The sequence below is a fragment of the Arthrobacter rhizophilus genome, assembly GCF_026241105.1.
Lineage (GTDB): Bacteria > Actinomycetota > Actinomycetes > Actinomycetales > Micrococcaceae > Arthrobacter.
The window spans coordinates 97599-110763 of the sequence record NZ_JAPFFT010000017.1; the positions used below are offsets into that span (position 1 = coordinate 97599).

The 13165-nt window shown below is 61.5% G+C and carries 13 protein-coding genes; 5 read left to right on the top strand and 8 right to left on the bottom strand.

Features of this window, described 5'->3' with window-relative positions; translation table 11 throughout:
* Positions 1–12: 12 nt before the first annotated feature.
* The 8 genes from OOZ51_RS14940 to OOZ51_RS14975 all read right to left on the bottom strand — a co-directional run bounded on the left by OOZ51_RS14940 (position 13) and on the right by OOZ51_RS14975 (position 7845).
* Positions 13–687, bottom strand: coding sequence for a cysteine hydrolase family protein (locus OOZ51_RS14940; RefSeq protein WP_265980567.1), 675 nt, complete (start codon positions 685–687; stop codon positions 13–15).
* A gap of 105 nt (positions 688–792) precedes the next feature.
* Positions 793–2385, bottom strand: coding sequence for an ABC transporter substrate-binding protein (locus tag OOZ51_RS14945; protein ID WP_265980569.1), 1593 nt, complete (start codon positions 2383–2385; stop codon positions 793–795).
* Positions 2386–2457: 72 nt separating this feature from the next.
* Positions 2458–3273: an MBL fold metallo-hydrolase gene (locus OOZ51_RS14950; protein WP_265980570.1), complete on the bottom strand. Its 816-nt coding sequence runs from the start codon at positions 3271–3273 to the stop codon at positions 2458–2460.
* 9 nt (positions 3274–3282) lie between these two features.
* Positions 3283–4107 carry an MBL fold metallo-hydrolase gene (locus OOZ51_RS14955; RefSeq protein WP_265980572.1) on the bottom strand — a complete coding sequence of 275 codons (825 nt, stop codon included), beginning with the start codon at positions 4105–4107 and terminating at the stop codon, positions 3283–3285.
* A 66-nt stretch (positions 4108–4173) separates the two neighbouring features.
* Entirely contained in the window at positions 4174–5244 is a 1071-nt protein-coding gene (locus OOZ51_RS14960; RefSeq protein WP_265980574.1) for an ABC transporter permease, read from the bottom strand.
* A complete protein-coding gene (locus OOZ51_RS14965) occupies positions 5241–6053 on the bottom strand; it encodes an ATP-binding cassette domain-containing protein (protein WP_265980576.1) in 813 nt (270 codons plus the stop codon). Before OOZ51_RS14965 ends, OOZ51_RS14960 begins: the two co-directional genes overlap by 4 nt.
* A gap of 2 nt (positions 6054–6055) precedes the next feature.
* Positions 6056–6946: an ABC transporter ATP-binding protein gene (locus OOZ51_RS14970; protein WP_265980578.1), complete on the bottom strand. Its 891-nt coding sequence runs from the start codon at positions 6944–6946 to the stop codon at positions 6056–6058.
* Complete coding sequence (locus OOZ51_RS14975) at positions 6943–7845, bottom strand: ABC transporter permease (protein WP_265980580.1); 903 nt, start codon at positions 7843–7845, stop codon at positions 6943–6945. The genes OOZ51_RS14970 and OOZ51_RS14975 overlap by 4 nt, the downstream gene beginning before the upstream one ends.
* A 272-nt stretch (positions 7846–8117) precedes the next feature.
* Between OOZ51_RS14975 and OOZ51_RS14980 the strand changes: the two genes are divergently transcribed.
* The 5 genes from OOZ51_RS14980 to OOZ51_RS15000 form a co-directional block, all read left to right on the top strand.
* Positions 8118–9095, top strand: a complete 978-nt coding sequence (locus tag OOZ51_RS14980) for a branched-chain amino acid transaminase (protein ID WP_265980582.1) — start codon at positions 8118–8120, stop codon at positions 9093–9095.
* A 32-nt stretch (positions 9096–9127) separates the two neighbouring features.
* Complete coding sequence (locus OOZ51_RS14985; RefSeq protein WP_265980584.1) at positions 9128–10033, top strand: acetamidase/formamidase family protein; 906 nt, start codon at positions 9128–9130, stop codon at positions 10031–10033.
* Positions 10034–10066: 33 nt separating this feature from the next.
* Complete coding sequence (locus tag OOZ51_RS14990; RefSeq protein WP_265980586.1) at positions 10067–11491, top strand: dihydroorotase; 1425 nt, start codon at positions 10067–10069, stop codon at positions 11489–11491.
* Between the two features lie 162 nt (positions 11492–11653).
* Positions 11654–12652 carry an aldo/keto reductase gene (locus tag OOZ51_RS14995; protein ID WP_265980587.1) on the top strand — a complete coding sequence of 333 codons (999 nt, stop codon included), beginning with the start codon at positions 11654–11656 and terminating at the stop codon, positions 12650–12652.
* 150 nt (positions 12653–12802) lie between these two features.
* Positions 12803–13165 (top strand): hypothetical protein (locus OOZ51_RS15000; protein ID WP_265980588.1); only part of this gene is annotated, 363 nt, incomplete at its 3' end.

Consider the following 13165-nt stretch of genomic DNA (forward strand, 5'->3'; position numbering starts at 1 on the left):
GATCCAGATGGTTCAGGAGGTGCTGGCTGTCTCCCAGACAGCAATCGCTTCATCGAGGGTGCAAACGTCGTGCCGGGCCCGCATGACTGTCAACGCGGCGTCGTGCACAACGGTGTCGTAGGCTCCCACCGCATCCTCAAGCAGCACGGCATAGAAATCGTTGTGCACGGCGTCGCGTAGGGTAGCTTCCACACAGCCGCCGGTGGAAACGCCGACGAGCGCCACCGACTCAATCCCTTGGCTGCGCAACAGCAAGGCGAGTTCGGTGGCGATGAAGGCACTCGGGCGTCGCTTGGTGATCACCACTTCCCCGTCTTCAGGCATGCAGGGTTGGCAAAATTCCGTCGCGGGGTCCCCTTTGGCACTGAGCTTGCCGAGGTCAATGGGGCGACCGTTCGCTGCGGTATACAAGGCGCGCAACCAGGCCGCCGGCGAGCTCGCGCCGTCCGGAAGGTTCTCGACACGAATGTGGAAAACCGGCACATCGTTGGCACGTGCCGCGGCGATGGCGCGTCCGCACTTTTCGACGACGGACGGCATCATGGTCATGTCATGCCCGGAATCCCCGATTGCGCCACCGGACGAGACGGCCCCCACCTGCATGTCGATGACAACCAGCGCGGTGGTGGCAGGATCGAGCAACTCCTGGAGGGTGTCGCGCACGGGTTTGCCGCAAATTTCAATCATGGCTTTCTTCCTTTACGGGGGATCTGGGGTCTTAGGGACCTTTGGTCGAGTGAGTTCTGGCCGACAGTCGCCCGCCGGCCAGAACTACCCGCTTCGTAGGGTTGCTTACTTGCCCAGACCGGCGAAATAGACTTGGTCGTTGGTGAGCGGCACGGCCCCCGTAAGGGTGTCCTGCTTGACGATCAGGTTCCGGACCTCCACCAGGGAGAGAATCGGGGCGCCTTGATCCACCAATCCAGCCATCTTCTTGAGCAGGGCTGTCCGCTGGTCGGTATTCGCGCTGGGTGTGGAGGCCAGCTGAGTCCGTGTGGCATCGAATTCAGGGTTGGACCATCCGGTGCTGTTGCTCGGAGCTCCGGTGGAGTAGAACGCGTAGGTGTAGAACGCGGGATCGGCGATGACAATCGGCTCGGAGTACAGGACGGCTTGGAAGCGGCCTTCGATGAGCGCCGAGGAGAAGTCGGTCGGACTCGCTACATTCAGCAGCTGCACGGTGATGCCGACCTTCGCCAGCATGGATTGGATGAGGACGGCCGAACTCTTCGCGACTGGACCCGGGCGGCTCACGCTGTAGCTGAGCGTCAGCGGGAATCCACTCGCGTACTGGGTCTGCGCCAGCAGCTTCTTGGCACCTTCAGGATCGTATTTGTAGGTGGGCGAACCCTTCACCGTTGGGAAGATCGACCCCGCCGGGTCAGCGAGACCAGCGTAGGCGCCCTTGGCCAGGGCGTCACGGTCGATCGCCATGGACACGGCCTGGCGGACCTTTTCATCTGCCAAAGGACCGGTCTTCGTATTGAACATCATGGTGTCGCGGGTCTGGCTGGTGCATTTCAGGACACTGACGCCACTGACTCCGGACATCGAACCGTACTGCTCATATTCGAAGCCGTTGGCAATCTGGGCCTCGCCGGTCTTGACAAGTTGTGTCCGGGTGGCTGTGTTGGCAACAGCTTTGACCACAACCCGCTTGACCGATCCCCGCTCGCCTTCCCACTTCGGGTCCGCGGTAACCGTCAGGGAGGTTCCGGGTGTGAACTCTTCGAGCTTCCAGCCGCTGTAGTCGGCCAGGTTCTTGGAGAGCCACTTGTTGGCGGTGGGATCATCCGACGTAACGTGGAGCTTCGCTTCCTTGCTGTCGTGGATGTAGAACAGGTTGTTTTGCAATGACTCAAGCGTGTAGGACGTCATTCCGAGGGTGTTGAGCTCTACAGTCTGGTCGTCGATCACAGTGACGAGGTTGTCCACGTTGAATCCGCTGCTCTTGAGTGTTCCCTTCATGACTGGCTGGCGCACCATGCCAATCGCCAGGCTCCATTTCACGTCCTCTGCCGAGAGCGTATTCCCGACTTGGCTCGTGAGCTTCCGCAGCTTGACGATGATCCCCTTGCCGTCCGGGGCGGCTACGGCACTCTCGGCGAGCCGACCGGTCACCGCGGTGGACGGCGTCGAGCACGATTCGCCGTCCGTTGCCCCGGTCTTGTACTGAAGCAGTTGGGAACCGAGGCCGCTGAGCACCACATGTGATGCGCTGCCGCCCCAAGGTGCGGGGGTGAGACTGTCCGGGAGGGCGCCGACGGCGATAACAACCGACTCGGGTTTGGCCACCTGGGCGGCAGGGGATGCCCCCGCGCATCCGGTGAGTGACACAGCTGCCGCGGCTGCGAACCAGCCGAGCAATAGACGCGAATTCTTCATAATCCTGGTTCCAATTTCTGTACAGAGGGAAAGGACGTGTTACGAGTAGTGCGCTGCTGACGTGGCAGTGGATTAGTAACGGTAGGCGTGCTTGTGGCCGGCCCGGATGATGGGCGCTACCTCCGGGATATTGGTGATCACGTTGCCGTGGGTGGGTGCCACGATCTTGACCCCAAGGTCATCCATCAGCTTGCCGACGCGGTCGTAAACCTGGTCGGCGTCGTTGGCGAATCTGGCCCAGTACAACGCGCTGCCGGTGAAGAAGGCAGCATTCTCGACGGCAATAGGTGCCGAGAGCTCATCTGTTGTCAGGCCACATTCGCCGGGGAGGTGCACCGGATCCTCATCATCGAGTTCCGGACGGTGCATGTAGCAAAATCCGTCGGCTGTGAAAAGCACACCCGACTTCGGCACGAAGCCCCACTGGGTATTCGGCAGGTCCCTGATCATCGCCTCGACGATCACGAATTCGTATCCGCCGCCAAGATCCACCCTGTCCCCTGGAACCCGGGCGTGAAGGTTGGGCACGATCTGCGGGTAGAAGAGGTGGTAATCCCGAATGTCGCCAACAATCTTGACGTCGGGGTACTTCTCGACGAGGCGCGGAAGGTTTCCCGTGTGCGGGAGCTCCGGGTGGGTCGGGAAGACGTAGCTCAGGGGCTTGTCCCCCAGCAAACCGTCGAGGGTTTTCGAGATGATGTTCCAGCTGGAGGGATTGCCCGTGTCGATGAGGATTGACGACTCGGTCCCCTGCGCGAGGTAGGTCGAGGTGTGCCCGTGGATAACACGGTCCTGGAGATGGAACGGAAGGCACGAACTCATCCAGGTGACGCCGTCGGCCACCTCTCGCGGAAGGTCGCGGCTCATTGTTTCTACTAGTTCTTCCATGGGATCCTCCTAAGCCTTTTCCGGTGTCAACGCGGCGAGCATGAAATCAAGGTGCCGGCGGACGAGTTCGCGCCCGCGGATCACACAGCCACGGGAAGGAGCAATGGTTTCAGGGGCCAGAGTCTCGAACTTGTCCGAGAGCCATTCCCGTAGCGGCTCGCATGTAGCCCGCGGGATCCACTCGTATTTCGCGTAGAGATGCTCGGCAACCTGCTTGGCCGTGGTGGTGTCCTGGGCCAACGAGTCAATGATCCGGGAACCTTCCGGACTCGTCATGGTCCCGTGGGTGAAGGTATCGGAGGTGAAGATGGTTCCTGTATTTGCGTCCCAGCCCCAGAAGGTCGGGAGGAGCCGCAGGAGCGGCGACTCGATGGTCAAGTGACGCCCGGGCGCCACCTCGATCTCGGGGGTCCGGGCCATGGAATCGCCGCCCTCTCCCTTCTGGTCGATCTGCTGCCGACGGCCTCGGAGCGCGAGGCGGCTGAGGTCATCGAAGGCATCGAATGGGTTGATGGCGCCGCCGGTGAAGAGGCGCTCGATGTCGAATTTCCCGGCAATGGGTTCAAGGTTCGAAACGCAGTCCATCTCGCTCCGCGTGAAAAACATGGAGAGCCGGCCGTCATCTTCAAGCAGCTCAACCAGGTCATCGAGGATCTCCTGGCTGTGAACAGCGAGCCCGGTATCGACCAACAGCCGGCCCGAACCCTCACTGAGGAGATAGCAATTCGACGGCTGGAAGCCGGTTGCTCCGGCTGGCACCCAGCTAACGCGGCCATCGAGCGGAATGGTTCCACCGAGGGCGATAACTTTATCTTCATGCACTTTAGTGAACATGTCTTCAATCTATTGAAGTCGGGAGATGTCTGTCAAGACTTCTCAAGGGTTATTGAGGAGGGGTTCTCAGGAGTTGGCTGAGGTGATTGCAGGCGTTGAGCGCTCCCTCGGCTGACGCCGTCCTGCCACGGCCTTGCTGCGCGTGCGGGGGTCCAGAAGGGTTATCAGGGCGTCGAGAATGACATAGCCGAGCAAGCTGGTGGATCCCATGATGAGGACAAATCCTTGAATGACGGGAACGTCACCTTTGAGCACGCCGTCGAGCGACCAACTGCCCACCCCAGGCCAGGAAAACACGCTTTCCACAATCGCCGCGCCACTGAGGGAAGCGGCAAAAAGGAGTACCAAGTAGGTCATGAGTGAGCCGCGAATGTCACTGAGGGCATACCGGAACACCTGGGCTGGACGCAGTCCGCAGGCCCTCGCAAACTCGATTTGCGGCGATTGGAGCACCTGCAAGAGGCCAGAGCGCACCGTCTTGCCGAACGGTGCCGCGAAGAACAGGCCCATGGTGACGATGGGAAGGACTGCACGGCCAAGGATTGACGAAAACGTGGCCCATTGACCGGCAATTATTGCGTCAATGGGAACTGACCCCGTGACGTGCGGCGGGGTTATCTGGGCGCTGGAGAGCATGCCGATTGGCGCGGGCGCGATGCGCAGTTGCTGATAGAAGACGAACAACAGCAAGAGGGCCAGCACGAATTCCGGCATCGCCATGAGGATGGATATCCAGAATGTGAATGTCTTGTCGGCAAAGCGCCGGTAGCGGTATGCCGCGAACGTTCCGCTCGCCATGCCGATGATGAGGGCCAAGGCGAGTCCGGGTATCAAATAGATCAAGGTATTGGGCAGCCGGGTCATGATTTCACCGGACACCGAACTGCCGGTGAAGAGCGAATGGCCGAGGTCGCCGCTCAGGGTTCTGGACATGTACCCGAGGTAGCGTTCCCAGAAAGGCAGGTCCAGGCCAAGCTCAGCGTGAATACGGGCGATGTCTGCTGGCGTTGCGTATTCGCCCAGCAGCGCCACCGCCGGATCCCCGGGAAGAAGGGATACGAGGCCAAAACTGAGCGTAATGAGGCCACACAGCAGTAAGGCTGCAATGACGAGCCTTGAAATGATGTAGCGGATCATGAAATCTGCCCCTGAAGATTCGTGGTGGCAACGGTTGCGGCATAGGGAACCACTGGCAGTGCGGCGGAAATGAGCGATTGCGTGTAGGGGTGCTGTGGCGCCATCAACACCTCCTGAGTAGGGCCAACCTCGACGATTTTTCCGCGATGCATCACGGCCACCGTGGAACAAAAATGCCGCACAGTTTCGATGTCATGCGAAATGAAGACGTACGTCAGGCGCCGCGAAGCCCGCAGGCGCGCGAGGGTACGGAGAATCGAGGCCCGTATGGTCAGGTCAAGCGAGGATGTTGGCTCGTCCAGGACCACCAGGCTTGGATTCGTCACCAGAGCCCGCGCAATGCCTACGCGCTGCTGTTGACCGCCGCTCAGGTTCGCCGGACGCCGGTCCATGAAATCAGCCGAAAGGCCAACCTCTTCCAAGGTCGTCAAGACCCGCAATCGCCGCTCGGCGCGGGTGCCGATCCGGGCGACGACGAGCGGCTCCTCTACTATCTGCCGGATCGTCAGGCGCGGGTTCAATGAAGCGAAAGGTTCTTGGAAGACTATCTGCCAATGGCGGCGCTTCTTGCGCAGTTCGCCACGGCTGAGGGCTAACACGTCCTGCCCTTCGATGACAACAGATCCGGAGTCCGGCTCGACCAATCTCAGGATCAAGCGGCCGAGCGTCGACTTGCCGGAACCACTTTCGCCGATGATGCCAAGCGTCTCGCCGGCCTCCACGGACAGGGTGATGCCGTCGACGGCGCGTGCTTCTCCGTAAGGAGTGCGGAAGATCTTCGTGACATCCACGAGTTCAAGGAGCGGCATTCTCAAGACCTCCGGGCTTCGGACAATTGGACCTTCGAGGGGTCTGGTGATTCCGGCTCCCCGGCATCCGGGGTCTCCCCGCCGTCTGGCACGTACGGCGTCTCGTCTTCGGGACGCACCACGGAGTTGAGCAGGGAGATGGTGTAAGGATGCTGCGGGCGAACGAAAACGTCGGCAACGAGTCCTTGTTCCACGATGCTTCCGCGATACATCACCAGCACGCGGTTGCAGTATGCGGCCACCACACCAAGGTCATGGGTCACAATCAGCATCGAGCGGCCGCTCTCGACCGTCAGGCGGCGAAGGGTGTCAAGCACCTGTCGCTGGACGGTAAGGTCGAGCGCCGTCGTCGGCTCATCCGCGATTACCAGCTGGGGATTAAGGTAGAGCGCCATGGCGATGACCACGCGCTGCGCCATACCGCCGCTGAGTTCGTGCGCGTAACCGCGCATGACGCGCTCCGGGTCGCGGACTCCCGTCGATTCCAATAGCTGCAGTGCACGGTTGCGCTCCGAGGGATCTACCTTCACTCCGTGCGCCTTGGCGATATTGGCAAACTGCTTTTCGATGCGGGTCACCGGGTTCAAGGCGCTGAACGGATTCTGGGCAATGAATCCGATGTCCTTTCCCCTGATTTGGCGCATCTCCCGCTCGGGCAGCCCGAGGAGACTGCGCCCAGCGAAGGTAACAGTGCCGGCCGACACCTTGCCCGGCGGCATCAACAACTTGGTGATGGAACGGACTACCGTCGATTTGCCTGAGCCGGATTCGCCGACAATTCCGACGATCTCGTTGTCCTGCACGTCAAAAGAAACTCGGTGCAATGCCCGGACCACACCCTTGGGAGTGTGGAACTCGGTTTCGAGTTCCGTGACTTGGAGGGCCTTGTTCATCGGGTGTGCTCCACTCGTTCCATCTTGTTCTCAATGGCGCCGGCAATGATGTTGAGCGAGCCGATGACCACCAGCAAGGCCAGCGAGGGAAACGCCACGGCCCACCACTGACCCCGGATCAGCATGCTGACGCCGTCTTCGATCATCGCGCCCCAACTTGGCTGGGGCGGCTTGACGCCGACGCCCAGGAAGTTCAGGGCTGCAATCGTGCTCAATGCCCCGGCCGTGGTGAGCGTGGCCTGCACCAGGATCACGCCGTAGGCGTTCCTGAAGATGTGGTTGAAGGCCACACGAATGGGCGAACATCCGATGGCGACTGCAGCCTCCACGTACCTGGAGGAGCGGAGCGAGATCGCCGCTGCCCGGGATAGGCGAACAAATCGCGGCGCTGCAACCAGGGCGATGGCGAGGATGACATCAGTGGCTCCGCCGCCCATGAGTTGGATGGAAACCACCGCGATCACGATTATAGGGAGCGCGGCAAAGGCGTCAACCACCCGCATGATCGCTTCCCCAGCCATCCCGGTAGTGGCGAACAAGCCCAACGGAACGCCGATGACTAGGGCAATGGCCGTCGCCGCTAGCGAGATGGGAAGGTCGAGCCGCGCCGATTCAATCGTGCGGGAGAACACGTCCATGCCGTTGCCGTCCGTGCCAAACCAATGAACGGTGTTGGGGGCCAGGGCCATGGATTCCACGTCCGGTTGCAGGGGGTTTTGGGGAAGTCGGAGAAGAATCGCCGCAAGTGGAAGTCCCACAATGATGCCGGCGGCGACGACGACAAGGACCGTCCCTGATCGCTTGTACGCCCAGGCCCTGCTTTGCTTGGCCCAGTTCGACGCACGTCCGCCCAGGGACGTCACTGGAGTCCGGGACTCGACTGTCGTAGTTTCACTCAATTGGCACTCGATCCGGTTGACGGGTGTAGGTGAAAGTCTTCTTTTGACTGGTGCATCCGGGCTCCAGCCACTCGACATCCTGCCGAGATTTTGCATATCGAAGTTTCATCACTTTATTGAAGTCTTTCATCGAGTGTCAATGGTCACTGTTGACAGGACCTTCAAGCATCTTCATTATGGTGACAACACCGGCAGTAAGATGAAGACGGATGTCAACCTTGGTGTGAAGCCGAGCCCCTGATCTGTTTTCCGAACAAGATTTGGAGACAACAATGACCAATCTGAGCGAATCCGCAACTGTGACCGACACCAAGGCGCCTGCATTCGAACCCAGCGTGCGTTACCTGCTCCGCGATGGCGAACTGGTGGAGTACGCAGATGCCAAGCTCCATGTCCTGAGCACAACGTTGAAGTACGGCGTCGGCGTATTCGAAGGGTTCCGTGCCTACTGGAGCGATGAGGACCAGCAACTCTACGCTTTCCGGGTTGCCGACCACATGCGCCGGCTGATTGACTCGATGCGGGTTGTGGAAATCGACGGGCCGCGCGACATCGGCGTCTTGAGCGAACAATTGCTCGGCCTCGTGCGTGCGAACGATTTGCGCGGGAACCTCCACATGCGCGCACAAGTATTCGTCGACTCGAGCGATGGCAAGCCCGAAGACACTGGACCGGTCACCGTATTCATGGCGGCCATCCCCATGGGCAACTACTTCGGGGCCAGCGGACTGGATGTGCAGATCAGCAGTTGGGCCCGCCTGTCCGACCGCTCCATGCCCCCCAGGGTCAAGTCGATCGCCAACTACCAGAACGGACGCCTCGCCATGTTGGAGGCTCGACGCAACGGATACGACGCTGCTCTTCTGTTGACCGAGGATGGCCATGTTGCGGAAGGCGCAGGCTACAACGTATTCATGGTCCGCCAAGGCAGGCTGTGCACACCCCCCGCAACGGACAGCATCCTGGAGGGAATAACCAGGGACAGTGTCCTTCATCTGGCACGAAACGTGCTCGGCGTCGACGTGGACATACGGGCAATCGACCGCACGGAACTCTACTCGGCTGACGAAATCTTCGTGTGCGGCAGCGCCGCCGAAATCAACCACGTCTCGTCGGTGGACCGCACGCCCATCGGCGACGGAACAGCCGGCGAACTAACCCGCCAGCTGCAGCATGCCTACCGCCAGGCCGTCGTCGGGCGTGTTGCCGCCGATCAAAAGTGGGCACTGCCCGTCTACCCCACCGCCTAGGTTTTCCCCACCGCCTCAACGAAAGGGGCAGCATGCTCAACATGCTCCACGCAAGCCATGAATCGGCGTCGGGGTCCTTTGACCGAGACGCGACTCCCGTGATCGAAGTGAACCAGGGCGAGCTATTCTTGCTCGAGGCAAGGAGCCTACTGACCGGGGGCTTGTTCGAACGCACCGGCGAATACGAGAAGCTATCGATCCCAGTGACGGGGCCGGTGGCTGTCCGCGGGGTCAATCCGGGGGACACACTCCGCGTTGACATCCACGAGATCCGAATCGCCGATCGGGGCGCAATGGTCACGCTCCCCGGGCGCGGCGGTTTCACGGATGGACTGGGCCGATCCGGCCGGATTGTCGACATTGAGGACGGGAATGTCCGGTTCGACGACGATATCCGGATTCCCGTTCGGCCGATGATCGGCAAGATTGGCGTGGCACCGGCCGATGAGAATCCCAATTCAAGCACGGTCGGGGTGCACGGCGGCAACATGGACTGCAAGGACGTGACCGCAGGCTCTGCCGTCATCTTGCCCGTCCAGAGCGCCCACGCCCTGCTCTATGCCGGAGACCTCCACGCAGTACAGGGCGACGGCGAGTGCTCCCTCACCGCCGTGGAGGTTGAGGGCAGCGTTGTTCTCTCCTGCAACGTTCTGGCCGGGGTCACCGTCAAACGGCCTGTGGTCTTGTCCGGGGGGTCCGTCATCACGATCGGTGACGGCGAGACGCTCGACGACGCCGCCCGGCTGGCGCTCGACGACATGCTCGAACTCCTGCAGGCCGACCGGAAGTGGACCCGGGAGAAAACGGCGATGCTGATGAGCGCGGCCGCGGATGTCTCTGTCTCCCAACTGGTCAACGCGCGCGCCTCCGTAAAAGTCTCGCTCGCCGCCCGCTACTTCACGTCCACACCGTTTTCCCTTGATCCTCACCAACACTGACCCCTCACCAACTCTGAAAGGCGCGACCCCCTGATGCTTGATCTCGTTCTCACCAACGGCCTGGTCGTTACCCCGTCTGGCGCCAAAACCCTGGACATCGGCATAGCGGGAGGCAAGATTGTCTCCCTTCGGGAGACTGGCCTCGGCCCCACGGAGGAGGCGACACGTACGGTCGATCTCCGCGGCCAATTGGTTGTCCCCGGCGGTGTGGACCCACATGTCCATACCAACTCCGTTCTTCCGACGGCGGCCGAAAGCGGAATCAAGTGTTTTGGCCCTGATCGCGTGAGTGAGGGCGCCATCTACGGTGGCACCACCACCCTGGTGGACTTCGCGCATTGGCAACCCGGCGATGAGCTCTCGGAGTCCTTTGCCCGCAAATCGGCCGAGTGGGCTGGGTCAAGCTACACAGATTACGCCTTGCACGGCACGTTCAAGGAACCGGAGATTCCGTTCGAAGTGCTCGAACAGATTCCCGACGCAGTCGCAGCCGGCCATGGAAGCTACAAAGTCTGGATGACCAACACCACCCCGACGCGCCCCAAGCAGAAGACGGACCTCGGCAATATTTGGGGGCTCATGCAACAAACAGCCCAGGCCGGGGCAATGCTGGCGGTGCACGCCGAGGACGACGACATCGTCATGTATGCCTACAAGCAATTGCAGCGCGAAGGCAGGATAGGGCTGGAGAACATGCACCACGCCCACAACAACCTCTCGGAAAAGTTGTCCTTCCAGCGAGTCATTACGCTCGCCGAGCACGTCGGTGCGCCCATCTATCTTATGCACGTCAGCGCCCGCGAAGGCGTGGACGCCATCCGTGAGGCGCGGGGACGCGGCCAAGCGGTCTACGGCGAGATCCTCCCCCACTACGCCTACTTCACGGCCGAGGACTATAAACAGAAGAACGGCGCGATCTACCACACCTACCCTTCCTTGAAATCGGAAACCGATCGCGACTCCATGTGGGAATCGCTACTCGAAGGCTCACTCAGCACCCTGGCAACCGACGGCGTGTGCACCGACCTCGAGGTGAAGACCCGTGGCAAGACCATTCTTGACGCCACGGGCGGTCATGCCGGCGTCGAGATGCGCATGGCGGTCGCGTACACCGAAGGGGTGGCCAAACGCGGTCTCGATGTCACCCGCTTTGTTGACATCACCTCCGCCAACGCGGCGAAGATCCTCGGGTTGTACCCGCAGAAGGGCGTGATCGCGGTGGGCAGTGACGCCGACTTGGCGGTCCTGGACACCACAGTGAAGCGGGCCATCCACGCTGAGGACCTGCACGAGGCCGACTACACTCCGTGGGACGGCTACGAGGTGGCCGCATGGCCGAGCATGACGGTCCTCCGGGGGCAGGTCATGGTTGAAGACCGTGAACTGAAGGCAGAAGCCGGAGGCTCGCTGCTCAAGCAGCATGTCTCGAGCGACGTTCGTAACCGACCAGCGTGCTGATGCGCAGTTCCAGCGTCCGACGGCGGCGGGTCGCCGTCGGGCGCTCCCCCCATGAGATCCCCCCATGAGGGAGGTACTGACAGGGACTCCCTGCGGTACCGACGTTTCCTTAGTGTTGACGGCGAGACTCGCCCCCGTTTCTACAACACAGGAGGACCAACCATGGAAAAGCGCACACTGGGCACCCACGGTTTGGAGGTCTCCGCCGTCGGGCTGGGCTGCATGAGCATGACCGGTGGATACAGCGAAAAGCCGGATCGGCGGGAAATGACCTCGCTGATCCGCGCCGCTGTAGACCGGGGCGTGACCTTCTTCGACACTGCCGAAATCTATGGTCCGTACGCCAACGAGGAACTGGTTGGCGAAGCTCTCGCCCCGTACAAGGGGCAGGTGGTGATCGCGACAAAGTTCGGGTGGGACATCGATCCCGCCGAACGCAAGCCAAGCGGTCGGGTGAGCAGCCGCCCCGAGGTCATCAAGGATGTGGTGGACGGCTCGCTGCGCCGGCTCGGCGTCGACGCCATCGACCTCTACTATCAGCACCGCGTGGACCCTGACGTTCCCATCGAGGACGTTGCGGGTGCGGTCAAGGAACTGATTGAAGCCGGCAAGGTGAAGCACTTCGGCATGTCTGAAGCTTCGGCGGCGACAATTCGCCGGGCTCATGCAGTGCAGCCCCTGAGCGCTGTCCAAAGTGAGTACTCGCTCTGGTGGCGCCGTCCCGAGGAGGAAGTGCTGGCCGCGTGTGAGGAACTGGGCATTGGCTTTGTGCCCTACAGCCCGCTCGGCAAAGGCTTCCTGACGGGAACCATTACCGCGGCCACCAGTTTCGACGCCGGCAACGACATCCGCAGCACCATTCCCCGGTTCGCGCCGGAAGCGCTCGAGCACAATGCCGCCGTCGTCGAACTGCTGGCAAGCATCGCGCAACGAAAGGGTGCCACGCCAGGTCAGATAGCCTTGGCTTGGCTCCTTGCGCAAAAGCCCTGGATCGTCCCGATCCCCGGTACGCGCAAGCTGCACCGTTTGGAGGAGAACATCGGTGCCGCCAAGGTCGAACTGTCTGCGGAGGAACTGGGCGAGATTCAGGACGCTGCCTCCAAGATCCAGGTGCAGGGCGGACGCTACAACGACGCCGCAGAAGGGATGACGAACCTCTAGTCTCCATTTGGCGCCCCGATCCGCGTGCTGTGAGTCGGCAGGAATTGTCACAGTCCAGGCACAGGGTAGGTACAGAGGCACGAAAGTATGGGGTTCCAGGATAGGGATAGCTTCGAAACCGTCGGAGTTGAACTTCTAAGGAGCACCAACGTGAACAAAGTCCGGAAAATCGCTGCGGGCGTTGCCTTGATGGGCGCCGTCGCAGGCGGCGGCGCTCTCACCGCCATGGCCCTGCCGGCCAACGCCGCAACCACTGACACCTCCACCGCCAGCCCGTCCGCGCCTGCCTCGAAAGGGGCCGCGCACGGGAACGAAACGGCCCTGACCGGCGACACCGCCACCAAGGTCAAGGACGCCGTCCTCGCCGCCAACTCCGGCGCCACGGTCGAGAACATGACCACCGAAGACGACGGCAGCGCCGCCTACGAAGCACACGTCACCAAGACGGACGGCACCCACGCCACCGTCAAACTCGATGCCAACTTCAAGGTCACCGCAACCGAAACCGGCGGC